21 protein-coding genes and 1 tRNA gene are annotated in these 23,909 nt (G+C 67.8%); 8 read left to right on the top strand and 14 right to left on the bottom strand.

Annotated elements, in window-relative coordinates:
• Positions 1-303: 303 nt before the first annotated feature.
• A complete protein-coding gene (locus tag LC041_RS04925) occupies positions 304-2,742 on the bottom strand; it encodes a hypothetical protein (RefSeq protein ID WP_226531844.1) in 2,439 nt (812 codons plus the stop codon).
• Between the two features lie 335 nt (positions 2,743-3,077).
• Between LC041_RS04925 and LC041_RS04920 the strand changes: the two genes are divergently transcribed.
• The 3 genes from LC041_RS04920 to LC041_RS04910 all read left to right on the top strand — a co-directional run bounded on the left by LC041_RS04920 (position 3,078) and on the right by LC041_RS04910 (position 6,385).
• Positions 3,078-3,950, top strand: a complete 873-nt coding sequence (locus LC041_RS04920; RefSeq protein WP_226531843.1) for an HNH endonuclease — start codon at positions 3,078-3,080, stop codon at positions 3,948-3,950.
• Between the two features lie 520 nt (positions 3,951-4,470).
• Positions 4,471-5,708, top strand: a protein-coding gene (locus LC041_RS04915; RefSeq protein WP_374197653.1) for an IS3 family transposase whose coding sequence is annotated in 2 segments (ribosomal slippage) — positions 4,471-4,756 and positions 4,756-5,708 — 1,239 coding nt in all. Because the reading frame shifts where the segments join, the coding sequence is not laid out codon by codon here.
• 248 nt (positions 5,709-5,956) lie between these two features.
• The gene (locus LC041_RS04910; RefSeq protein WP_226531841.1) at positions 5,957-6,385 is read left to right on the top strand and encodes a MarR family winged helix-turn-helix transcriptional regulator; all 429 of its coding nucleotides are present in this window, start codon (positions 5,957-5,959) and stop codon (positions 6,383-6,385) included.
• 12 nt (positions 6,386-6,397) lie between these two features.
• On the opposite strand, the gene LC041_RS04905 is transcribed toward LC041_RS04910, so the two are convergent.
• Complete coding sequence (locus LC041_RS04905) at positions 6,398-6,940, bottom strand: hypothetical protein (protein WP_226531840.1); 543 nt, start codon at positions 6,938-6,940, stop codon at positions 6,398-6,400.
• Between the two features lie 212 nt (positions 6,941-7,152).
• Between LC041_RS04905 and LC041_RS04900 the strand changes: the two genes are divergently transcribed.
• The gene (locus LC041_RS04900; RefSeq protein ID WP_226531839.1) at positions 7,153-8,757 is read left to right on the top strand and encodes an SPFH domain-containing protein; all 1,605 of its coding nucleotides are present in this window, start codon (positions 7,153-7,155) and stop codon (positions 8,755-8,757) included.
• A gap of 181 nt (positions 8,758-8,938) precedes the next feature.
• Positions 8,939-11,494 carry an ATP-dependent helicase HrpB gene (gene hrpB / locus LC041_RS04895; protein ID WP_226531838.1) on the top strand — a complete coding sequence of 852 codons (2,556 nt, stop codon included), beginning with the start codon at positions 8,939-8,941 and terminating at the stop codon, positions 11,492-11,494.
• Positions 11,495-11,515: 21 nt separating this feature from the next.
• Here the strand turns inward: hrpB and LC041_RS04890 are convergent, their stop codons facing one another.
• Genes LC041_RS04890 through LC041_RS04875 form a run of 4 tightly spaced genes read right to left on the bottom strand, consistent with a single transcriptional unit; the run spans position 11,516 to position 15,226 of the window.
• Complete coding sequence (locus tag LC041_RS04890) at positions 11,516-12,250, bottom strand: ABC transporter permease (RefSeq protein WP_226531837.1); 735 nt, start codon at positions 12,248-12,250, stop codon at positions 11,516-11,518.
• Positions 12,247-13,032: an ABC transporter ATP-binding protein gene (locus tag LC041_RS04885; protein ID WP_226531836.1), complete on the bottom strand. Its 786-nt coding sequence runs from the start codon at positions 13,030-13,032 to the stop codon at positions 12,247-12,249. Before LC041_RS04885 ends, LC041_RS04890 begins: the two co-directional genes overlap by 4 nt.
• Before the next feature lie 58 nt (positions 13,033-13,090).
• Positions 13,091-13,687, bottom strand: a complete 597-nt coding sequence (locus LC041_RS04880) for a TetR/AcrR family transcriptional regulator (protein WP_226531835.1) — start codon at positions 13,685-13,687, stop codon at positions 13,091-13,093.
• A gap of 42 nt (positions 13,688-13,729) precedes the next feature.
• Positions 13,730-15,226 carry an L-serine ammonia-lyase, iron-sulfur-dependent, subunit alpha gene (locus LC041_RS04875; RefSeq protein WP_226531834.1) on the bottom strand — a complete coding sequence of 499 codons (1,497 nt, stop codon included), beginning with the start codon at positions 15,224-15,226 and terminating at the stop codon, positions 13,730-13,732.
• A 125-nt stretch (positions 15,227-15,351) separates the two neighbouring features.
• Here LC041_RS04875 and LC041_RS04870 point away from each other — a divergent pair, with 125 nt between their 5' ends.
• The gene (locus tag LC041_RS04870; RefSeq protein WP_226531833.1) at positions 15,352-15,648 is read left to right on the top strand and encodes a hypothetical protein; all 297 of its coding nucleotides are present in this window, start codon (positions 15,352-15,354) and stop codon (positions 15,646-15,648) included.
• Positions 15,649-15,738: 90 nt separating this feature from the next.
• On the opposite strand, the gene LC041_RS04865 is transcribed toward LC041_RS04870, so the two are convergent.
• The gene (locus LC041_RS04865; protein ID WP_226531832.1) at positions 15,739-17,469 is read right to left on the bottom strand and encodes an L-aspartate oxidase; all 1,731 of its coding nucleotides are present in this window, start codon (positions 17,467-17,469) and stop codon (positions 15,739-15,741) included.
• A gap of 77 nt (positions 17,470-17,546) precedes the next feature.
• Here LC041_RS04865 and LC041_RS04860 point away from each other — a divergent pair, with 77 nt between their 5' ends.
• Positions 17,547-18,476, top strand: a complete 930-nt coding sequence (locus LC041_RS04860) for a LysR family transcriptional regulator (RefSeq protein ID WP_226531831.1) — start codon at positions 17,547-17,549, stop codon at positions 18,474-18,476.
• Positions 18,477-18,555: 79 nt separating this feature from the next.
• Here the strand turns inward: LC041_RS04860 and LC041_RS04855 are convergent.
• Positions 18,556-18,628 (bottom strand) — tRNA-Arg (locus LC041_RS04855).
• 64 nt (positions 18,629-18,692) lie between these two features.
• Positions 18,693-19,277, bottom strand: coding sequence for an asparagine synthase (locus LC041_RS04850; RefSeq protein ID WP_226531830.1), 585 nt, complete (start codon positions 19,275-19,277; stop codon positions 18,693-18,695).
• A gap of 129 nt (positions 19,278-19,406) precedes the next feature.
• Between LC041_RS04850 and LC041_RS04845 the strand changes: the two genes are divergently transcribed.
• The gene (locus LC041_RS04845; protein WP_226531829.1) at positions 19,407-20,246 is read left to right on the top strand and encodes an SDR family NAD(P)-dependent oxidoreductase; all 840 of its coding nucleotides are present in this window, start codon (positions 19,407-19,409) and stop codon (positions 20,244-20,246) included.
• Positions 20,247-20,253: 7 nt separating this feature from the next.
• On the opposite strand, the gene LC041_RS04840 is transcribed toward LC041_RS04845, so the two are convergent.
• The 5 genes from LC041_RS04840 to LC041_RS04820 form a co-directional block, all read right to left on the bottom strand.
• Entirely contained in the window at positions 20,254-21,126 is an 873-nt protein-coding gene (locus tag LC041_RS04840; RefSeq protein WP_226531828.1) for a hypothetical protein, read from the bottom strand.
• Positions 21,123-21,368, bottom strand: a complete 246-nt coding sequence (locus LC041_RS04835) for a hypothetical protein (protein WP_226531827.1) — start codon at positions 21,366-21,368, stop codon at positions 21,123-21,125. The genes LC041_RS04840 and LC041_RS04835 overlap by 4 nt, the downstream gene beginning before the upstream one ends.
• A gap of 104 nt (positions 21,369-21,472) precedes the next feature.
• Positions 21,473-22,126 carry a GntR family transcriptional regulator gene (locus LC041_RS04830; protein ID WP_226531826.1) on the bottom strand — a complete coding sequence of 218 codons (654 nt, stop codon included), beginning with the start codon at positions 22,124-22,126 and terminating at the stop codon, positions 21,473-21,475.
• A gap of 135 nt (positions 22,127-22,261) precedes the next feature.
• Positions 22,262-22,903, bottom strand: a complete 642-nt coding sequence (locus LC041_RS04825; RefSeq protein ID WP_226531825.1) for an NADPH-dependent F420 reductase — start codon at positions 22,901-22,903, stop codon at positions 22,262-22,264.
• A 58-nt stretch (positions 22,904-22,961) separates the two neighbouring features.
• Positions 22,962-23,903, bottom strand: a complete 942-nt coding sequence (locus LC041_RS04820; RefSeq protein ID WP_226531824.1) for a GNAT family N-acetyltransferase — start codon at positions 23,901-23,903, stop codon at positions 22,962-22,964.
• Between the last annotated feature and the right edge of the window lie 6 nt (positions 23,904-23,909).

The raw sequence follows: 23,909 nt of genomic DNA, 5'->3' as shown, positions 1-23,909 counted from the left end.
CGCGACCAGCGCCGACAGCGGACGGGGCCGAGACCGCCGCACGGCTGAGCACCACCTTAACGATGAAACCATCGACTGACTCGATCCCAGGTTCGTTCCTACCGGGCGCCTGCGGGAACTGGACAGTCGCCAAGCACAGCGATACGGGACACCATGAGATCTCCTCCGTCGAGGTCGTCTCCGCAGTGTTGCGTCGTTCGATCGGGCTGCGTCACCTTGCGCGCTCAACAAGGCCTTCACGCCGCACCGTCGATCGGATGTCCCGAAGCGCTGTGCACCAGTTAGCAGACCTGGCCGCGCGACTCAGCGTGGGCGGGGCGACCGGTTTCGATTCTTCGCAGCCGGCGGAAGTAGCGATTGCAGAGCGGACGCGGGGCGCAGCCGCTGAAGCGACGCTGCCGCCGACGGATTCAGCGTCTCGGTCTCCCCTTCGTAGTAAAGAGCGATCAACTCGCGGCTCACCTCGTCATAGGCGAATGCGGCCACCCGCGGGATGTTCAGTTGGTGGCCCTTGGCCTTCATGTAGTTCCGGATGTGCGTCTCCCAAGCCGCCAAGGAGATTCCGGCGGGCTTGACCGCCCATACCAGCACCCAGCCTTCCTCGACGTTAACACTTCCGGTGACCGGTACGGTCAGGCTACGTCCGCGACCTTCCGGGTCAGGGTTATTGAGCAGGTCCTTTGCATGCCGCGCGAACTTCTCTTGCGCCGCCTCGTTTCCGGAAAGCAGTGTCGCCCCGACACTTAGCCAGCCGAAGCTCTGTCGGTCGTGCAGCTCGTCGATAAGGTCAACGATGCTCGTCGTCGGCATCGACGGCTTCGGTGCACGCGGGCTGGCATCGCGGGTGAGATGCCACTGATCGAGCGCATCCGTCCGGCTCGTGATGAACGCCGGTACCTGCTGCCGGAAGCGACGCAGCTCACCCGTGGTGGGGTCCGGCATGAATGGAAACGCATCCTTGACCAAGGCTGGGTCGGGCGCCACCCACAATCCTGCTTCGTAGAAGTAGAGAAACAGGTCGAGTTCGTCAGGCGCCATGAACATCATCGTCGTCATCGGGTCGCGCCTGCGCCGCAAATAAAGGAGGAACTCTGCAGGCCGGTCCACCAGCTCCGCGATCAGCTCGAGATCGTGCAGCGAGACCGTCCAGGGGACGTTCTCCAGATCGATGAGCCCGGCCTCAAGGAGATCCGCGGTCGCCGTGAACACGGCCGGGATGTCGTCAAGGCTGACAGCAATCGTGTGAATCTCGCGAATATGAGTGAGATCCACCCATCCCTCTCCCTCGATGCGTAGCCCGCCGTCATCGACGATCCCTGAACGCACCCGCCCCGCCTGATTCGCTGCGCTCGTGATGATGCGCCGCAAATCACCAAGCTGGCGCGATCTCTTCCCTCCCCGTGACAGGGCACTGAATGCAACCGCCTTGTCCTCGATGACGAAGGCCACGTCATCGATAAGAACCAGATGATCGCACTCCACCCGCTTGGTATACGCATCAACCGAACGAGTCGCCTTCTCTGCCTCCGTTGCAGGGACGAAGAACTCGAACCCGTTCCGGTAGGTCGCCGTCGGAAGAATCATCTTCACCGCGCGAAGCACCCGCTCCTCCAGGACCTCTCCGCGGTGCTTCGCATACGCGTCCCATTCGGCCTTCTGCGTTTTCAGGTAGTCCTCAAGCCTCTCCCTCAACGCCGGTGCTGTGTGTCCGTCGTGTAGCAGCATCACCCGACCCGCATCGCCTGATAGCAACGGGCGACGCCGCCACGGATTGTCCCCCTGAACGAACTTCTCTGCGGCCTCCAACGCCGTCATCCCGGACGCATCAAGAGTGAAGAAGGCGACCACCCGTTCGACACGCTCCATTGGGAGGCAAGTCTCCGCGAAAAGCTCATCGATGCCGACCGTGCAGTCATCTGCAGACGGTTCAAACATCGACATCAGCACAGTCACAGCCTGCTTGGTCATCGATGCGACATCGTCGCCGGGCGCGCCCGCAGGCTCTGACAGGGATCTAGCGAATTGCTGCCCCCGCTTGTTTAGCTTGCGGGCTTGAATCGAATGACAGGCATTCAGGACACTCAGCGCCTCAGCGGCACTGAACCCCAGACCCTTCTCCAGCGCAACGCGAACCCCCCGGTTGCTATCAAGCAGCTCGACCGCCGTCGCCTGCGACACGTCTGCGTACGAGGAGTTGCGCATCGCGACCTCTGACCCCTGCACACTGAGCGATAGCCACCCCAGTGGTGCGTCCGGGCCAGCGGCGACCAGCGTCCGGAACCAGCCCAGGTTCGTGATCTCTTCCAGAATCGGCCAGGCGTCCTGCACCACCCCGCTCATCTCATTCGGCTCAGCAGGTGGAACATCCACTTCATCCGTACTGCGACCCGCGATCGCCAACAGCACGAGCAACTCGACCTGCCACGCGCCGCCGTCCGGGCTCGCGACAACCTGCCCTGCCTGAGATAAGGGGAAGTACGCCAGCCTGGCGGTTTCTGCGATCCTCGCCGGCGTGAAACGCGAACCCATTGCCGCAAGCTCACTTACACGGTCAGCGAACCTGGTACTCACGTTCGCCGCGAAATCGCCCTCAGCACTGAGCTCAGCAAACAGCGACTGCACCGTATCCGAGGACTGCATCACAAAATCCACATAAGGATCCGACGGCGCTGCAGCGTCCCCGTGAGGCAAATGCCGCCGCCTCTTCGCACGCGCCTTCAAACGCTTCGACTTCGATGCCATGCCTCATCGAACCACACGCCTCCGACACGCCGGCCACCTCGCAGTTACTGTCCGCTTCGGCGATCTGAGCGCCCCGATGCCGATCAGCTCATGGGCGGACGAGTGCGTCGTTGCGATTCGGATCATCGGGCCTCGGCGTATGTGAGCGGCGACAGCAGCGACCTGCACTTTTGTGCTCAACCACTATGGGACCAGAGAGATGCGGATCTGGGGTCGATCTTCCTCGCAAGATCTGTCGGGTTTCCTCGGCGGCGCCTTCGCACGCCCTCGTCATCGCGCGCGGCATCACCTCGGACGTTTCAGAACTGTCCGAGGCTGCGAGTACAGTCTGACCCGTGAACGAATCGCTCGGCCGGCGTCATGTACGCGGGGTAATCGAAAGCGTCACCGGACGCGCGAATGGTCGGGGTGTCCCTGAGGTCAGCGAAGCCGTTCTTCGGCTAGAGGATGGGTCGACGCTCGAGGTGCGTATGCCTCGGCCAGTGGGGACAGAGCGGAAGTTTCAGGCACTCCCTGTCGCGTTCGAATTTGTCGACTTCGGTGTTTGCCCGATCTGCCTCGCGCCGGAGCCGCGAAGCCGGGAGCATGTGCCTCCCCACTCGGTTGGCGGCAGCGTGGTCACGATGAGCTGCGAAACATGCAACAACGAGTTCGGCAGCAAGTACGAGCCGCACCTACGCAATTGGTATGAGAACACGATCGGGAAAGTACGACTGTCAGGCAAGTCCGTTCCCGGCCGCCGCAGCGTCGGCGAGTACCTACTACGCGAGAACGCATCCGGTGGTTTTGTTCTCTTCCAACATGGGAAACACGACCCGGCGGTCTCTCAGATCTTAGGAGAACAGGGGTTCGAGATGAGCTACGAGGTTGTCGACACAACCCGTTCGCACATCGCAGCGGTCAAGACTGCATATCTGGCCAGCTGCGTTGCGCTGCGCGCGATTCCGCAGACACCCCGCGCTGATGCGTTGCGAGCTGAGCTCCTCGCCGCCCGAGACATGCCCCGTGACCAGAGAGCTGAGCTCGGCGACGTGGCAAGGTCCATCAAAGTCGCGCGCTCCGCACACGAACCAAACCCTGGGGAGATCGTCCTGATGGCCGCCGCGGATGAACAACCGGAATCCCCGATGGTGATCAGCTTCAATCGCGTGTTCGCCGTAGATTGGCCGCTCGACCCAATCACTGGATTCACAAGGCGTGTGGTTTGATATCGACTCGCAGAGAGTGATGTGAAGCAGCGCCCGTGCTGATCAACGCCACCGCTCACCTTCGAGGATCCTGACGATGCGGCCAGGGCTGGCTCCGCGAAGCAACCATTCGACGGGTGACTGCCGCTTGCCTCGATGAATCACATCGTCCTTCGGCACGGTCATGAAGCCCTCGACGCTCGCGGGACTCCAGTCGTCGATCAGGGACTCAACGACATGAGCGAGATGTGGCTTTCCACGCCTCGAGAAGATCCTCAGGAAGTGATGCGCTGTCGTCACCCCCTCGGGCACTCGAGTCGAGCGCGGCGTACGGCTCGAGCGTGATCACGGGAGCCTGTGGCGCGACGTCGATTCCCGCGAGCTCCGCGAGGCAGTGTCGGAACTCGTCCGCCCGCACTTCCGGTGCATCCCGCATCTGCCATCCACGACTGCCCCGAGTATTGTCCGTGCAAGCTCCGCACGCCCGCCATCATGAATCGGCCTGACTTTCGTTCCGTTCTTCAAGCAAGGATGGAACACGATGAACAGGAAGTACTCGCCGGAGATGCGTGAGCGGGCGTTGCGGATGCTCGCGGAGACGCGGCCGTCGCACCCGACGTTGATGAGTGCCGCGCGGCATGTGGCGGGGCTGTTGGGGATGAGCCCGGAGACGTTGCGGTTGTGGCAACGCCAGGCGGAGGTCGATGCTGGCGTGAAGCCGGGGTTGACCACGGATGCTGCGGCTGAGATCAAGCGGCTACAGAAGGAGGTCTCGGAGCTGCGGAAGGCGAATGAGATCCTCAAGGCTGCGAGCGTGTTTTTCGCGAAGGAGGTCGACCGTCCCTGACCGAGATGATCCGGTTTATAAGCGAACACCGGGATCGTTTCGGGGTCGAGCTCATCTGCCGGGTCCTCCGACCGGCAGTGCAGGGCTTTCTCACCGCGCGCGGCTATCGCGCTGCAGTCGGTCGCGCGCCGTCGGCCCGGCAACTGCGCGACGAGCTCCTCGTCCCGGAGGTTGCACGGCTGCATGCGGAGAACTACGGCGTCTACGGGCGCCGAAAGATGCACGCCCTCATACGCCGGCAAGGCTGGCAGATCGGTCGCGACCAGACCGAACGCCTCATGCGCCTCGCTGGGGTGCGCGGCGTCCGGAAGTCGAAGCGGGTATTCACTACGCGCTCCGACAAGACGACCGTCCTGCCCAGTGATCTCGTGAACCGCCGCTTCACGGCACCGGCGCCGCGCCGGCTCTGGGTCTGCGACGTCACCTACGTCGCGACCTGGAGTGGTTTCGCCTACGTCGCGTTCGTCACCGACGTCTACTCGCGCCGCATCGTCGGCTGGAACGTCGCATCGACGCTGCGGTCAGAGATCCTCCCGATGCGGGCGCTCGACATGGCCGCCTGGAACGTCGGCGGCCGCCTTGATGGGCTCATTCATCACGCCGACCACGGGTCGAACTACACCGCGATGGTCTACACCGACCGGATCGTCGAACTCGGCGCCGTCCCCTCCACCGGAACCGTCGGCGACTCGTTCGACAACGCGATGGCGGAGGCAGTGAACAACCTCTACAAGACCGAGCTCATCCGTCAGCGCGGCCCCTGGCGGAAGGTCGAGCAGGTCGAGCTCGCGACGCTCGAGTGGGTGTGGTGGTGGAACAACCAGCGGCTCCACGGCGAGCTCGACATGCGCACCCCCGTCGAGGTCGAAACGGCGTATTACGCTGACCAAGAATCAGGCCAACCGGCACCTGCCGGACAAGCCTCCCGATAGGAACGAAAGTCAGGCCGATTCAACGTGAGAAAGTGACAACTTCCGCGAGATGGGACAGTGCCGGATGCACCGAAGATTCCGTGATCAAACCGTTGCATTCGTTATCTCGCCGTTATACAGTGATCACACGGTGAATGTTTGCTGTGGCACTCACCGCATGTGATTGCAGGACACTCTTGGTGCAAGGGACAAGGGCCGGTCGGGAGCCTCTCCGACCGGCCCTTTACTGTTCGCACTATCCTGTGAGGATGACCGATCGCAAGCTCGCCCTGGAGGCCTGGGAGAGCCTGTTCCGCGCGCAGCACGAACTGTTCACGGGGATGCTGGCCGACTTCGAGCACAGCGATCTCGCGCAGGCCGAGTACGACGTGCTGCTGACCGTCACCCGCGCACCCGAGATGACCGCACGGTTGCGTGACATCACCTCGAACATGCTGATCAGTCAGCCGAGCGTCTCTCGCCTGGTCGACCGCATGGTCGCTCGCGGCCTCGTGGCGAAGTGCTCCGATCCCGATGATGGCCGCGGCGCCCTGATCCGCGCCACGGATGAAGGAGCCAGGGCGTTCCGCGCGCTCGCGACCGTGCACGGACGTTCGATCGCCGAGCGCATGTCGCGCCTCGACGACGAGGAGCTGCGCACGCTGCGCGACCTCGCCGAGAAGCTCCGCTCCCGTTGAGGCGCGCCGGACTCAGTGTCCGTGCGCGATCTGCTGGATCACGATGACCGCCACACCCAACGCGACCAGGGCGCCGAGGGCCACCAGCTGCTGCCACCAGGGCGCACGCGTGCGCCGGACGGCGATGTATCCGACGAGTCCGAGAATGAGGACGTAGACGACCGAGGCGAGACCGAGAGCGAGGCCCAGGTCGATGATGCCGAAGGCGGCGAGAACGAGCACCAGGACCGGTACCGCCGCCGAGGCGATAGCGCTGCCCGACACTCGGAACATCCTTCGGAACTCCTCCCTGTCGGGGAATCGCGAAGTGGTCGCGACCTCTGCGACCAGCTGAGCCGCGAAACCGGCGGCGGCAATGGCGAGGATGCCGACGGCGAGGGTGACGATCGCACGCACGGGACTGATGTGGTCGACGCTGCTGCTCTGCACGAGCACGATCGCCAGCCCGGTGAACGTCGCGTAGACGCGCTCCCGCAACGCCTCGCCGTCCACAGCGGAACGCGCATCCTGCCGGGGCTCTTCCCCGCTCTCCCCGCCGTCGGCTTCGTGTGACATACGCCCTCTTCCGCGGATCGTCGACCGCTCCTGCAACCGTACCGTCGTCGCCGATCGGTGCAATCGTGTCTCCGCCCGCCGAAGCTCCGCCTGAGCGGAGCAACACCGGACGACGACCGTGAGCGCCGCTTTCTGGCAGGGTGGTTGCGTACGCCCGCGTTGTCGCGGGCATGTTGGACCGCCCCCTCGGGGGGGAACCAGGGAGGTCATTCATGGAGATCGCCGGAATCGTCGGCATCCTCGTCATCGTCGGCATCGGTGTCGTCATCGCCGTCGTCCTGCTGCTGATCCTGTTGCTGTTCGCACGCAGCTGGATCAAGGTCGCCCGAGCCGACGAAGCACTCGTCATCTCGGGGCGCAAGCAGAAGATCCAACGCGCGGTCATCGCGGTGGACGGCACGACCAGCTCGGAGCTGGCGGAGTCGCCCGTCACCGTGATCGTGAACGGCAAGTCGCTCGTCAACCCGATCACTCAGCGCCACGAGATCATCTCGCTGCGCTCCCGGCAGGTCTCCCTCAACGCCGAAGCGCAGTCGCTCGACAGCGTGACGCTGAACGTCGACGGCGTCGCGATCGTCAAGATCGGCTCCGACCCGCTTTACGTCCGCCGCGCGGCCGAGCGCTTCGCTTCGCAGGACAAGGCCATCGAGCAGTTCACCACCGAGCAGCTCGAAGGTGCACTCCGTGGCATCGTCGCGACCCTGTCGGTCGTCGAGCTCATGCGTGAGCGCAAGAAGTTCTCCGATCAGATCGCCGCCGATGTCTCGCAGGAGCTCGCCGAGCAGGGCCTGATCCTGGACTCGTTCCAGATCAAGGGAATCACCGACAAGGTCGGCTACATCCAGTCGCTGGGCGCCCCCGAGATCCAGGCCAAGCGTCAGGCCGCCGAGATCTCGCAGACGAACGCCGACCGTGCGATCAACCAGAAGAACATCGCGAACCAGGAAGCCAACCTGATCGAGCAGACCGCGCTCGACACCAACACGGCCAACGCCGACTCCGGCATCGGCCGTGCACGCGCCGAGGCAGAGCAGGCAGAGGCTCTCGCACGCGCTCAGGCGGAGCAGGCCGTTCTGCAGCAGCAGGCCGAGAACAAGCAGGCCCAGCTCGACGCCGACGTCAAGCGCGTCGCCGACGCCCAGCGGTACGAGGCGGAGACCCGCGCTCAGGCCGAGCTCTACACCCGCGAACGCGCGGCGGAGGCTGCCGCGATCGAGCAGGTCAAGCAGGCGGAAGCCCGCACCCGCATCGCCGAGCAGCAGGCGCAGGCTGACAAGGCCCGCGCCGAGGGTGAAGCCGCCGCTGCCATCGCGAAGGCGAGCGGTGAGGCGAACGCCCTCCGCGCCCAGGCCGAAGCCGAAGCCGAAGCTCGTCGCCTCCGTGCCAGCGCCGAGGCCGATGCGATCCGCGCCGAAGGTGACGCTCGCGCCGGCGCTCTCGAGGCCGAGGCCAAGGCCATCGCGTCGAACCAGGACGCGTTCCTCTCGCAGCGCGTGCTCGACGTGCTGCCGTCGATCATGGCCGAATTCTCGAAGGGCTACGCGGCGATCGGCAACGTGTCGATCATCGGCGGTTCCGGCGAGGACGGCGCATCGAACGTGGTCGGCGCCGACAACGCCAAGGCGCTCCGCTCGGTGTTCGACAGTGTCCACTCGGCCACCGGGCTCGACCTCGCCGGCATCATCCAGGGTCAGGCCGTGGGCCGTGGTTTCGGTGCCGGTGTCGCCAAGGCCGCGTCTCCGTCGCCTTCGCCCGCGCGTGAGTCGACGACCGCCGCGGCAGCACCTGCCGCAGAGTCGGCTCCCGCAGCGGAGTAGTACCTACGCAACACAGCGGATGCCGCGGCCGATCAGGTCGCGGCATCCGCTTTCTCCGTTCGCAATTCAGCAAGAAATGCGCTGGTCGAGTCGGCGAAGCCCGGTCAGGAGGCGTGCGAGGGGCATTTCTGCGGAGTTGTGAACGCGTCCGACCGCAGACCTGACACGGCAGACTGGGTGGATGACGCCCGCTGCTTTCGACCTCGACGCCATCGGCGCGGGTCTCTCGTTCGCGGGCGCCCTCGACGAGCTCGCCGCAGTCCTTGACGACGGCAGCTCCGTGGTCGTGACCGCACCGCCGGGTACGGGCAAGACCACACTCGTGCCGCCGCTGGTCGCCTCGCGGTGCACCGGTCGCGTGATCGTCACCCAGCCTCGCCGCGTCGCCGCCCGCGCCGCAGCCCGCAGACTCGCCCACCTCGACGGCTCTCCACTCGGCTCCCGCGTGGGTTTCACGGTCCGCGGCGAGCGCTCCGCAGGTGCTGCGACCCGGATCGAGTTCGTCACCGCCGGAGTGCTCCTGCGACGAATGCTCGACGACCCCGGCCTCGAAGGCGTCGACGCCGTGATCATCGACGAGGTGCACGAGCGCGCGCTCGAGACCGACCTCCTGATCGGCCTGCTCTCCGAGGTGCGCGAGCTGAGAGACGACCTCGTGATCGTCGCCATGTCCGCCACGCTCGACGCTGAGCGGATAGCCTCCGCCCTCGGCACCGATGCGTCCGCCGCCCCGATCGTGGACCACGACGTGCCCGCCTTCCCCCTCACCGAGCGCTGGGCCCCGAGCTCCGTGCCCCGCCTCGATGAGCGCGGCGTCACCTCGGGATTCCTGGACCATGTCTCGCGTGTCACGACGTCCGCTGCCCTGACGCAGATCCGCGAAGACCCGGAGGCGGACGTCCTGGTCTTCGCTCCGGGCGCCCGTGAAGTCTCGGAGGTCGCCCGACGCATCCGGGCCACCACCGAGACGTTCGACGTGCGGGAGCTGCACGGTCGCATCCCGTCGGCCGAACAGGATGCGGTCATCCGCGGCCGCACGGGGGAAGACCGTCCGCGCATCATCGTCACCACCTCGCTCGCGGAGTCGTCGCTCACGGTGCCGGGAGTGCGCCTCGTCGTGGACACCTGTCTTTCACGGCATCCGCTGCGCGACGCCTCCCGCGGCATGACGGGCCTGGTGACCACCGCCGCACCCCGGTCGTCGTGTGTGCAGCGAGCGGGACGCGCCACCCGCCAGGCTCCCGGCGCCGTCATCCGGTGCGTCGACGAGCGGTCCTATGCCGCGGCACCCGCACGTCCGCTGCCCGAGATCGGGGTGATCGACCTCGTGGACGCGGCCCTGCTGCTCGCGTGCTGGGGAGCCCCCGGCGGGGCGGGACTGCGGATGATCGACCCGCTGCCCGCGGAGAACCTCGCCGACGCCCTCACGGTCCTCCGCGGTCTCGGCGCGATCGATGAGGAGGGCCGTGCCACCGCAGAAGGTCGCGCCCTGGCACGTGTTCCCACCGACCCACGACTCGCCCGCGCGCTCCGCGACGGCAGCCCGGCGGTCGGCAGACGCCTCGCCGCAGAAGTCGTCGCGCTGTTGGGCGGCGACCTGCGAGTCGCCGATGCCGACGTCGCTCAGGCGCTTGTCGCGCTACGGGGTGGACGGACTCCCGATGCCCGCCGATGGCGAGACGATGTCGATCGCCTCGAGCGCCTGGCTCCCCCGGCACCGCACGTGCGCCCGGACCTCGACGGTGTCGGCCTCGTGGTCGCCCTGGCGTTTCCCGAGCGGATCGCCCGCCGCGTCGAACGCACCGCCACCGGAGCGACATTCCTCCTCGCGTCAGGCACACGCGCAGGAGTGACCGGACCGCTCGCGGCGGTCGAATGGCTGGCGGTCGCCGATGTCGCCCGTGCCTCCGGGCGCGCGGCGGCCGGGTCCGGAGCGATCATCCGATCCGCCGCGGCGCTCACCGAAGAGCAGATGGAACTGGCCGCCGAGCACCTTCTGACCGATCGCATCGAGGCGGAATTCACCGGGGACCGCGTCCAGGCCCGACGCGAACGCCGAATCGGTGCGATCCTGCGTTCATCGGTCCCGGTTCGCGCCTCCGCGCAAGAGGGGCGGAATGCTGTGCGCCGCGTACTGCGCCGCGACGGGATCGGAACGTTCGCGTGGTCCGACGGCGCGGAGGCACTGCGTCGTCGGCTGGCTCTGCTGCGACGCGAGCTCGGCGCCCCTTGGCCGGATGTGTCGGATGCGGGTCTGGTCGAGTCTCTCGACGCCTGGCTGGCGCCCGAACTGGATGCGCTGGCGTCCGGCACCCCGGTAGGACGGCTCGATCTGCTGTCCGCCCTTCGCCGCATGCTGCCGTGGCCGGAGGCGGCTCGCCTGGACGACCTCGCTCCGGAACGCCTGGAAGTACCCAGCGGCTCCCGCATCCGCATCGCCTATCCTGAGCCCGACGGCGACGTATCGACGCGGCCCGTCGTCGCCGTCAAGCTGCAGGAGTGCTTCGGCTGGGCCGAGACGCCTCGGCTGGTCGATGGACGCGTGCCCGTGCTGTTCCACCTGCTGTCCCCCGCGGGGCGTCCGCTCGCGGTCACCGATGACCTGTCCTCGTTCTGGTCCGGCCCGTACGCACAGGTCCGCGCCGAGATGCGCGGGCGCTATCCGCGCCACCCCTGGCCCGAGGATCCGTGCGCCGCCGCCCCGACCAAGCACACCAAGAACCGCGCCGCACGCTGAGCCCCGGACCGGACCGAGGATTCAGCGCGTACGCCTTCGCAGTGTGAGCGATGCGAGCACCAGAGCACCGACCGCGAAGGCGACGACGATCAGCAAGGGGCCGAACACGTCCCAGCCCTCGTCCCCCGCGGCGACCGCGTTGATCGTGTCGATCGCGTAGCTCAGCGGCAGCCAGTCCGAGATCGCGTACAGTACGTCGGGCATCTGATCGCGCGGCATGAAGATCCCGCCGAGGATGATCTGCGGGAACACCAGCAACGGCATGAACTGCACCGCCTGGAACTCGGTCTGCGCGAAGGCACTCGCCAGCAACCCCAGCGCAGTGCCGAGCAGGGCGTCGACGACGGCGACCAGACCCAGCTGCCACAGCGGCCCGTCGACGTCGAGTCCGCACACCCCCACCGCGAACCAGACCGTGACCACCGCCTGGATCACCGCCATCGCCCCGAACGCGAGCGCATAGCCGAGGATGAAGTCAGCCCTCTCCAGAGGGGTCGTCATCAACCGCTCCAGCGTGCCCGAACAGCGCTCCCTCAACGTCGTGATCGAGGTGATGAGGAACATCACGATGAACGGGAACAGAGCCAGGATCGCACCGCCGACCTGGTCGAAGACTCCTTCCTGATCGCTGAACACCCAGGCGAAGAGCCCCACGAGCAGACTCGGCGCGATGAGCATCAGGGCGATGGACCGCGGGTCGTGCCGCAGTTGGGTGAGCACGCGGCCCGCGGTGGCGAACATCCGGCGACCGTTCATTCTCCGGCCTCCCCCTGTGCGGCGCGCGCGTCTCGGCGCGACCTCCTCGTTTCTCCGCCCCCGGACGCGCGGTCACGCTCGATCAGCGCGAGGAAGGCCGCCTCCGCGTCGGTCGTCCCGGTGTCGGCGAGGAGCGAGGCCGGGGTCGTGTCGGCGATGATGCGACCCTCCCGCATCAGCAACAGCCGGTCGCAGCGCACGGCCTCGTCCATCACATGACTCGACACGACGAGGGTGACCCCGCGGTCCGCGAGCCCACGGAAAAGGGTCCACAGTTCGGCCCGCAGCACGGGATCGAGACCGACGGTCGGCTCGTCGAGGACGACGAGCTCAGGCGCGCCGATCAGCGCGGCCGCGAGCGACACCCGCGTCGCCTGACCGCCGCTGAGCGAGTCGACGAGCTGCCCCGACTGCGCACGCAACCCGACCTCGTCGATGACCCGATCCACGTCGCCTTTGGGCGCCTTCAGCAGCGAAGCGAAATAGGCGAGATTCTGGCGCACGCTCAGGTCGCCGTAGACGGCGGTGCCCTGAGTGCCGTATGCGACCCGGTGCCGCAGGCGTCGTGAGCCGCCCGGCTCCCCGAGGACCGTGACGTCTCCGGAGAAGATCCTCTGCACGCCCACGATCGAGCGCATGAGCGTCGTCTTGCCGCACCCCGACGGCCCCAGCAGACCCGTGACCTGCCCCCGCGGAATCGTGACATCAATCCCGTCGAAGACCTGGACGGCGCCGCGGTGCACGCGCAGCTGCGAGATCTCGACAGCCGGTTTATTCATCATGCGATGAATTATGCGCCTGCTCGACGCCGTCGTCAACGGGCTCCGGACGCTGTCCCGCTCAGTCGAAGAGGTAGCGCTGCACGGTCGGCCCGACGCGTCCGACGAGTTCATCGACCGATGCGGCGGCGAGCGCGGGGAGCCGCAGCACGTAGCGGGCGATCAGCATGCCGGCGATCTGCGAGGCGACGAGCGCAGCGCGCAGGTCGGCGTCGTCGGCGTCCAGGCTCCGGGAAACGCGGGAGAGGAGTTCACGTGACAGGAAGCCGGCCAGCAACGGAGTCGTCACCCGACTCCCCAGGGCGGTGCGGATCAGCATGACCCCTCGCCGCCGAACGTCCGGCCTTTCGAACGCCTCGAGAATGTAGCGGACGAGTCGCTCGCCGACCCCATCACGTGGTCCCGCCAGGATCCGCGGCACATCGACGTCGGGGCGGAGGGGGATTCCCACGGCTTCCGCGAAGAGGTCGGCCTTGGTGCCGAAGTAGTGGTGCACGAGCGCGGAGTCCACACCGGCCCGGGCCGCGATCGAGCGGACCGTCGCCCCGTCGTAGCCCTTTTCGGCGAAGTCGTCGACCGCGGCGGCGAGGATGCGCGCCCGCGAGTCCGAGGCACCTCTCGGGCGCCCTCGCCGACGCGGTGCCTTCTGCTCGGTCATGCCCGCCAGCCTACGACTTCACTCCGCGTGCTCGGCGAGGGTTCAGCACTCGATGACGTTGACCGCGAGACCGCCCTCGCTGGTCTCCTTGTACTTCGTCGACATGTCGGCACCGGTCTGGCGCATCGTCTCGACGACGGCATCCAGGGATACGTAGTGGCTTCCGTCGCCGCGCAGGGCGAGCCGGGCCGCCGTGACCGCGGTCGACGCGGCGATCGCGTTGCGCTCGATGCACGGGATCTGCACGAGACCGCCGATCGGATCGCACGTGAGACCGAGGTGGTGCTCCATCGCGATCTCCGCCGCGTTCTCGATCTGACGGTTCGTGCCGCCCATCACCGCGGTGAGCCCACCGGCCGCCATGGCGCACGCGGATCCGACCTCGGCCTGGCATCCGCCCTCGGCCCCGGAGATCGACGCGTTCGCCTTGAACAGCGACCCCAGTGCCGTGGCGGTGAGCAGGAAGCGCCGGATGCCTCGACGACGGTTGGCCTCGGCCGTCTGCTCCTCGTCGAGACCGCCCGCGCCCTCCAGCGTCCGCACTTCCGATTCGAATCCCAACAGCGCACTGCCGACCAGCTCGCCGTAGGGGGTCACCGCATTGCCCGCTCCCAGCCCCGAATCGGCAAGGAACCGCCACCAGTACATCGCGACGGCAGGCAGGATTCCGGCGGCACCGTTGGTCGGCGCCGTCACGACCCGGCCGCCCGCCGCGTTCTCCTCGTTGACCGCGAGCGCGAAGGCTCCGAGCCACTCGCCCGGCAGTTCACGATGCCCGTCGGCTTCGACCGCTTCGAGCTGACCGCGGATCACTCCGGCCCGTCGCTTGACCTTGAGGATGCCGGGGAGCGTTCCATCCGCATGCAGTCCGGCGTCGACGCATCCCGCCATCGCATCCCAGATCGCGTCGAGCCCGGCGGCGACCTCTTCCTCGCTGCGCACCGAGGCCTCGTTGAGTCGCGCGACCTCGGCGATGGACAGTCCGTTCTCGTCGCACAGGGCGAGCAGCGACGCCGCATCCGCATACGAATACGGGAAACCCGCGGTCGTGAGCTTCGCGTCCTCGCCGTCCCTGCGGATGAAGCCTCCGCCCACCGAGTAGTAGGTCTCCTCCGCCACGACCGCCCCTGCGGCATCCCACGCGGTGATGGTCATGGCATTCGGATGTCCGGGGAGCCGGGTGCGCGGCGCGAACACGATGTCGTCCTTCGCGAACGGCACGTCGTGGGTGCCGTCGATGCGGATCACGGTGCCCGCGGGGAGGTCGGCCCACGCGGCACGGACCTCGGCCGGGTCGCACGTCTCCGGCGTGAGACCACGGAGCCCGGCGACGACGGCATCCGGAGTGCCGTGACCGATGCCCGTCGCTCCGAGCGACCCGTACAGCGTGACCTCGACGCGGGCGACCTGCGCCAGCGCGCCGCTGGCCGCGAGACGTCGCGCGAAGTCGAGAGCCGCCCGCATCGGTCCGACCGTGTGGGAGCTCGAAGGACCCACTCCGATCGAGAAGAGGTCGAAGGCCGAGACGTACGCTGTCACTCCTCCAGGCTACGCCGGATTCACCACTTCGGTTCACCTCGGTTAACTCGACGGGAGTCAACCCCCTTCCGGCGGGTGCGCGGCCGAGGCACGGTTGTCGCAGGACATCGCCGAAAGGGGTCACCATGACCGATACCACTCCCGAGCCGGAACCCACCGACGAGCTCTCTCCCGAAGCACAGACTCCGACGCCCACTCCGTCTTCGGACACGAGTGGAGCCGATGCGACGACCCCCTCCGCGGCGGATTCGCCCGAAGACGCCGACCCGAGCGAGGTGCCCAGCACCGAGGAGCTCGAAGAACCCAGCACCGAGAAGGACCCCGGCGAGGAACCCGTCGCACCCAAGCGGGATGACCCCGAGCCCGACCACGAGGCCGTCGGCATCGGCGTGATCGACGCGGAGGAGCCGCAGGCCGGTTGAGAGACTCGCCCAGACCCCCGTTCGCCGCCGAGCCCCCCTCTGCAGCCGAAATTAGGGCGGGGTCTCGGCGGCAGCGCGGGGTCTGGCCAACTACTCGACGAGCTTGCCCTCGGTGTCGACCTCGCGCATGAGCTCGGCGATCTCGGGCGAGATCTCCGGGATCGGTTCGCGGGTCACGCCATCCTTCGGTGACCACACCAGGTTCACCTGCAGAGTGGGGTCGGTGTCGGGGAAGTCGCTGCGGTTGTGGCATCCGCGTGTCTCTCGACGCTCCAGGGCCGCTTCGAGGGTGGCCCGTGCGGCGAGCGCCGACGCCTTGAGGTCGAAGGCGTGGGCAAGGTCCTGGAACCCGGCGATGTCCGGGTGGATACCGATGTCCTCCATCCGCCCCTCGATCATGTCGAGATCGGCGAGCCCGGCGAGCAGCCCCTCCTCCGAACGCACCACACCGGCGTACTCGGTCATGAGGTTGCGGATCGCGCGCTGCAGGGCCCGGACGTTCTCACGCCCTTCGGCGGCGAGGAGGTCGTCGATCTCAGCACGCGCCTCGTCCACCGCCGTCGCCGACCGCCGCTGCGCATCGAGACCCGCCGCGTGCTCCATGGCCGCCTGTCCGACGATGCGACCGTAGACGAGCAGCTCGATGAGGGAATTGCCGCCGAGACGGTTCGCGCCGTGCAGTCCGCTCGACGCCTCGCCGATCGCGTAGAGGCCGTCGACATCGGTCTGATGGTCCTCCGGACGCACCCAGACCCCACCCATCGAGTAGTGCGCCGTCGGGGCGATCTCGATCGGATCGTTCGTGATGTCCAGCATCTGCAGCTCCATCATCGTCTGGTACACGCGGGGAAGCCTGGTCATGATCGTCTCGCGGGGCAGGTGCGAGACGTCGAGCCAGACACCGCCGTTCTCGGTGCCGCGCCCCTCCTTGATCTCGGTGTAGGCCGCGAGGGCGACACGGTCACGGGTCGACAGCTCCATCCGCTCGGGGTCGTACTTCGCCATGAACCGCTCTCCGAGAGCATTGCGAAGAATCCCGCCCTCCCCCCGCGCGGCCTCCGAGATCAGGGTTCCCGCAGCGCTCTCCGGCTCGATGATGCCGGACGGGTGGAACTGCACGAGCTCGGGGTCTCGCAGTCGGGCACCCGCGTCCACGGCGAGCCGGAACGAGTCGCCGGTGTTCTCATCGCGGCGGGATGAGGTACGCCGCCAGATGCGGTTGTGTCCACCGGCGGCGAGGATCACAGCGTCCGCGTGGATCAGATAGCGCGTGCCGTCTGCCTGGTCGAATCCGTAGGCGCCGAACACCACGTTGTCGCGCACGAGAAGACGGGTGATGTAGACGTGGTCGAGGAGGGGCACGTCGAGCTGCTCGGCCTTGCGCACGAGCGTGCGCTGGATCTCGAGTCCCGTGTAGTCGCCGGCGAAGGCCGTGCGACGGAAGGTGTGCGCACCGAAGAATCGCTGTGAGATGCGACCGTCGTCTTCGCGGGCGAAGTCCATTCCCCAACGCTCCAGGTCGCGGATGCCGCGCTCAGCGCCCTGCGTCACGATCTCCACCGTGTGCGGGTTCGCGAGGAGGTAGCTCTCCTTGATGGTGTCGGCCGCGTGCTGCTGCCAGCTGTCGTCCGCATCCATGGTGCCGAGTGCCGCATTGATGCCGCCGGCCGCGAGGGATGTGTGCGCATCCTGTCTCGGTCTCTTGCCGACCGCGAGGACGTCGACCCCGTGTTCGGCGATCTCGATCGCGGCCCGCAACCCGGAACCGCCGGTGCCGATGACGAGGACGGTGGTGGATATCTGTCGTTCACGCGTTGCCATGCGGTCCACGGTAGTTAGGCGATCCTAATAACTCCAATGCATAGTCCGACTCGAAACGATGCGGGTAGGCTATGGACATGAACCTCGAACAGCTTCGCGGGTTCGTCGAGGTCGCTCGTCTCGGACACTTCACCCGCGCCTCCGAGCACCTGCACCTGGCGCAGCCGTCGTTGAGCCGTCAGATCTCCACGCTCGAGCGCGAGCTCGGTGCCGAGCTATTCCACCGGGCACGCGGTCACATCACGCTCACCGCGGCCGGCGAGACGCTCCTCCCCCGCGCACAGCGCATGCTCGCCGACGCCGACGCGATCCGCGACGAGATGGGCGAGCTCGCGGGGCTCCGGCGCGGGCGCGTGCGCCTGGGGGCTCCGCCGACCCTGTGCATCAGCCTCGTCGCCGAAGCGGTCAGCTCGTTCCACGCCGCCCACCCCGACGTCGACCTGCACCTGACCGAGAGCGGCTCCCGACTCCTGGTCGAACAGCTCGCGGTCGGCGCCGTCGACATCGCACTCATCACCGCGTCCGACGGTCTCCCGCCGGCGGGCGTGAGTCTGACCAGGATGCCGCTGCTCGCCGAAGAGCTCGTCGTGGTGTCCTCAGCTGCGGAGCCGCCGCTGACGGACGGGCCCTCCATCGACCTGGAGCAGTTGTCCGCCCTGCCCCTCATCACCTTCGGCGAGAGCTACGAGCTGCGCGCGACGACGGATGCCGCCTTCCGCGAGGCCGGTCTGACACCCCGCCCCGTGCTGGAGGGTGCCGAGATGGACACGGCGCTCCGCTTCGTCGAGCGCGGCCTCGGTGTCGCCGTGGTTCCGGCGATGGTCCTCTTCGAGCGGCCGGGGCTGCGTTCGGTGCGGCTCTCCCACCCCATGATGACCCGGACGGTCAGCCTGGCCCACCGTTCGGATGTCACTCCGGCCATCGCCGTGGCGGCGATGCGCAAGGTCATCGTCTCGACGTCCGCAGAGGTCGCGCGCCGTGATCCCGCGATCACGAGTCTGCTCTGACCGGAGCGACGACCCGCACACAGCAGAAGGTCCCCGCCGCTCTCGCGACGGGGACCTTCTGTACTGTCTCAACACAGTGTGCGCCCGAAGGGACTCGAACCCCTAACCTTCTGATCCGTAGTCAGATGCTCTATCCATTGAGCTACGGGCGCCCAGCCCGCTCAGCGGGCCGTGGAACAGCCTACAACAGTCCTGACGCGAAAGCGAAACGAGGCCTCAGTCTCCGGCCGCCGCGGATTTCTGCTGTTTCTTCCGACGCTTCGCCTTCGCTCTCTGCTCCGAGGAGAGGGCCTGCAGGTCGACGAGTCGCAGTGCCTGCATTCGGGCTTCACGCATCCGTCCGTAGTCGGGATCGTGGTCGGGGCGCATGCCCTCGACCCGCAACCGGCGGTCGAGGTTGTGCCGCACATCGGCCCAGGCCGCATCTCTCGCCTCCTCCACGATCCGCGCGAGACTGTCGCGGTCCTGCATCATCTCGCGCAGGCGCTCGGCCACGCCGGTCGACTGCTTCGCCCGTCGGCGGAGGTTGCGGACATCCCGGTCGCGATAGTCGTGTGTTCCCACCGGATCGGAGTGCCGGCCCCGCGCCCGCTTGCGCAGCGCGGTGACGGTGGCGGCGGCCTCCTCGGATTCCTCGGCCATCGCTCGCAGCGCCTCGCGCGCATCGTCGATGTACTTGTCCATGTCGAAGACGCCGTCTTCAGCGATGGTGCCGATGAGGATGTGATTCTTCACGGCGAGGCGCGCGGCAGCGGTCGCGATCGCGACGCCTTCGGCGATGGCATCCGCTGTCCGTCCCACCGGTACCTCCTCTCCTTGAGCGTACCGGTATCACTACGGCCCGGTGTCGGCCAGAATGGTTCGGAATCAGCTTGCCGCACCCATCCGACATCCGCGGGTTCGCGCCCCGGTCACGCCCGCAGGAGACACATGAAGCCGATCGATCTCGCCGGCAGCACCACCGTGATCACCGGAGCCGCGAACGGGATGGGCGCCGACATCGCCCGGCTGCTTGCGGCACGGGGCACACACCTCGCCCTGGTCGATCACGATGCCGCGGCACTCGAGGCGATCACCGGAGAACTCCAGGGCACCCGGGTGACGACCCACGTCGTCGATCTCCGCGACGACCAGGCCGTGTTCGCCGCCGCGGCGGAGATCGCTGACGCGCATACGCAGATCAATGCGCTCATCACCTGCGCCGGATCGTCGATGCTCGGCAACCTCGACCAGCTGACGATGGAGGAGATGCGCTGGCTCACCGACGTGAACCTCTGGGGCACGGTCTCCATCACGAAGGCGCTGCTGCCCGCACTCCGCGCGGCGCCGGCGGCGCACATCACCCATCTTGCGAGTGTCTACGCACTGGCCTCCCCGGCCGGCCGCATCCCCTACGCCATGAGCAAGTTCGCCGTACGCGCCTTCTCCGAGGCTCTGCGGCACGAGCTCGAAGGCACGTCCGTCAGCGTAGGGGCGATCTACCCCTCGGGCGTGCGCACCGGGATCATCCTGCACGGCCGTTACGCCGCGGCACTCGATCCTGCCGTCGCCGCCCGTGCGGCCGCAGCACAGGCGGCCATGTACCACACGGAGCCCGCGGAGGCCGCCGCACGCATCGTCCGTGCCACCGAGCGGCGAGCGGCGAGGACGATGGTCGGACGCGAAGCGCGCCTCATCGACGTCCTCGTCCGGATCCTGCCGTCGTCCTACTGGCGGGTGATGCGGCGCCCGCTGCGCGCGGCGGTCGATACGACCACCCCGGTCGCGTGAGGGCGGGTCAGCGGACCGCTCCGACCCAGATTCCCGACGCCCAGGCCTGCTGCTCGCCGTTGCAGCCGACCGGACCCGGATAGCCTCGGACGGCGGCCATGCAGTTCGCCAGGTACTCCGGATCGCCGCCGAACAGGGATGCATAGGCGCCTGATGAGGTCAGTGCTCCCCAGACCCGGAACTGGTAGATGTGCGCGAGCTCATGCGCCATCGCCCAGTTCAACCGCCCCGAGCTCCAGTTCGCGATGTCCGCGCGGTACTTGATGTAGCCGTTGCTGTTGGCGCACGCCGGCGCGCTCCCCCCGGCGCACGACGCGGACTCGTACAGCCCGACCCCGCCCCCGCCCACGCGGTCCAGCGCCGCCCGCACTCTGGCGTAGCCGCCGGGACCGCTCGAAGTCCACACGGGCCCTCCCGGTCCGGCGCTCTGCGCGGCGAGCGCGGCCTGGGCGGACGCGACCTCGGTCCCGACCTTCTCCGTGAGGGCATGCACCGTCGCCGTCGCGGCCGTCACCGTGCCCGGATCGACCTTCTCGGCCAGCACCGTCTCCTGGGCGGAGACGGCTGCAGCACGATGCGCGGCCGTGTCGACCATCCCGCGCGCCCCTTCCAGGGCTGCGGCGAAGGCGGTGATCTCGGTCACGAAGTCCGGGCGGACGGCGAGCACGGCCGCCCGCTCCTCCGTGTCCCGCTCGGCGCGATCGACCGCACCGTCGAGATAGTCGGTGCGCTGGGTCGTCTCGTGGTACTTCCGGGTGAGGGAGCCCAGCTCGGCCACCGCCGCCGCGCGCTCCTGGTCGAGCGCCTCCGCCCGCGCGAGCACACCGGCGGAGAGCAGGACCGTCATCGCGACCGCGACGGCAAGCATCCGGCGGATCACGGAAGAAACCCCGTGGTGTCCGCGATCTCGCGATCCTGTTCGGCGATCTGAGTACGCAGGGCGGTGAGGTGCTCAGCCAGCTCCAAGTTCTCGCCCTGGGACTCGTCCAGAGCGCGCTCCACTCTCACGATCTCCGCCTTGACGGCATCGAGAGCGGCTGCACGCTCCTGGTCGGCGAGCGCCACGATGGCGACTCCACCGAGCAGCAACAAGCATCCGACCGCGACAGCAAGATTCCGCATCTCGCTCCCCAGAACAACGCAACTCTTCCGGACCGACTCCGATCGCACCAATATACAACCGAAGCCGTCGCCGTCGTCCCCGACTTCGCGCAGCCCAGCCGCGATCAGACCATCAGGTCGCTTCCCCGGGCGAGGCGGCGTTCGGCCGCGGACTGGCCGCTGGCGAGGTGAGCCGGGATGATGCGGCGGAGCGCTTCCGTGTCGCGGGCCGTCATGGCCTCCAGGATGACGCGATGCTCCTCGGCCATCGCGAGCAGGTCGTCGTGCTGACCGAAGAGCCACTTCAGCCGGGTGAGGAACACCGCGATGAGTTCCCCGAACATCTCGTTCGCGGCCAGATCGACCGCGATCTCGTGGAACTCCGCGGCGGCGACGCGCGCCGCCTCCGCATCATCCGCTTCCGCCGCAGCGAGCTCGCGCTCGTAGGCGCCGCGCATTCGGGCGATGCCGGCCTCGTCGTGCCGCTGCGCAGCGAAGACGAAGATCAGCGTCTCGATCGCCTCGCGCACCTCTGCGAAGTCCTGGATGTCGCGCTGGGTGAACTCGCGCACGACGGCCCAAGTTCGGGGGCGGGCGACCACGACACCCTCGGCGACCAGCGTGCGGATGGCCTCGCGGACCGGAAGACGGGACACGTTCAGTTCGGCGGCGATGTCGCGCTCGACGAGCCGTGCCCCGGGGGCGCGCCTCCCGAGGACGATGTCGTCACGGAGAATCCTCGTGACCCGCACCGACTCGAGTTCGCCGTTTCCCCCCATAGCCCCCACCACCTGGGCATTCTCGCACTCCGGGGCGGGTTCCTCAACTTTTGGTATCCCAACACGCCCGGGTGCACGTCTCCCGAGCGGGCACGGGGGGGTGGCGCGATCCCCCCGTCTCCGCGCGGGATCCGCTCAGGGCAGCCGGTTGGCGATGGCGAGGTTCGCGGTCAGCTCCGCGGCGTTCTGCCGCACGACGTACGCCGGACGATCGCGCTCGACCCGCCACGACTCGCTGAGCGGCCCGACATTGACCGTGTCGAAGCCGGCCTCGTCGTAGAAACGCGTCACGAAGGCGACCGCCTCCGCGTCATCGCCGGCCGTCGCTAGCGCACGACGATCAGCTGTCCCAGCCGGGGTGCCGTCCGTGGTGATCTCAGACGCGTAGATGTGATTGAACGCCTTCGCGATCTTCGACGTCGGGAGAGCGCGCTGCACCAGCTCCGATGTCGTGGTCTCGCCCTGGTCGAGCGCATCGATGCGGCCATCGCGCTCGAAGTAGTAGTTGTTGGTGTCGAGCACGATCTTGCCCGCCAGCTGCTCGGCCGGAAGCTTGTCGATCGCGTGGAGCGGCACCGTCACGACGGCGACGTCGGCCGCGGCGGCTGCGTCCTTCGCCGTGGCCGCTTTCGCCCGCGGTCCGATTTCGGCGACCAGGTCAGCGAGGGTCTCCGGCCCGCGCGAGTTCGAGATCACGACGTCATAGCCGTTGGCCACCGCCACCCGGGCGACCTGGCTGCCGATGTGTCCTGCACCGATGATTCCGAGAGTTGTCATGTTCGGCCCAACGCACCTCGCGCCCGACTATTCCCGTGACGCCTCGCGCTGACGCTCCTCAGAGCTCTCGAAGCAGGCTCTCCTCGGTGCGGCGATAGCCCAGCTGCTCGTAGAGTTCGATGGCGCCGGTGTTGAACCCGAACACGTGCAGCCCGATGGAGTCCGCGCCGAGGCGCCGTGCCTCGCGTTCGGCCGCGTGCATCAGTTCGCGCCCGTATCCCCTGCGACGCTGAGCGGGGTCGACCTCGATGTCGAGCACGAAAGCGTGCGGGCGGGCGTCTCGGACGCGCATGCCGAGCCAGAGGATACCGACCTCGGCACCGTCGACCGAGGCGGTGAACAGCGCCTGATCTTTCGTGTCCAGCCCGTCCGGGAGCTCTGCGGTCAGCTGGCGATGCGACTCGACCGCCGCCTCCTCAGGGGAGTATCGGCCGGACGCGACGAGATCGTGCGCGAAGCCCTCCTCCGAGGCGACGACGAAGCGGGGGAACCGCTCGGCGGTCATGGGCACGACGTCCACATGCGCGGAGACCTCCCGCACCGGCAGCGGTTCGAGAACCATCTGGATCGACGCCACATCGAACCCGCGCCCCGCGAGCAGAGCATGGCCCGCCGCGTCGTGCGGGAACAGCGGTGCGCTGATCCGCGCCACGCCCCGGTCCTTCGCTATCGCCAGGATCTGAGCGAGCAGATCGTCATTCCGGGCGTCGGCGAGTGGCTTCTCGACAGCGAGCTCGAGAAGGAACAGTCTCTGCTCGCCCACCGCGATCCAGAGCGTGCCGAGTTCCCCGTCGACCTCGTCCACGATGCGCAGGATCCGCGCACTCGGCGTCGCGAGCCCATCCGGCAGCAGTTCCTCGAAATACGCGTCCGCGAAGTCCACCGCGTCCGCGCCGACCCTGTGCCCGGACGCTCTGTTCCCGTCGATGACCCGTTGTCTGGCCGCGCCGCGCCACTCCTCGAAGCGGTCAGCGGGCAGAGGACTCAGCTGCAGGGGCATGCGTCC

Origin of the sequence: Microbacterium paraoxydans (assembly GCF_020524545.1) — a bacterium.
Taxonomy (GTDB): Bacteria; Actinomycetota; Actinomycetes; order Actinomycetales; family Microbacteriaceae; genus Microbacterium; species Microbacterium paraoxydans_C.
Note: the sequence above shows the minus strand (reverse complement) of the source record. Positions and strands in the feature narration are given on the sequence as shown.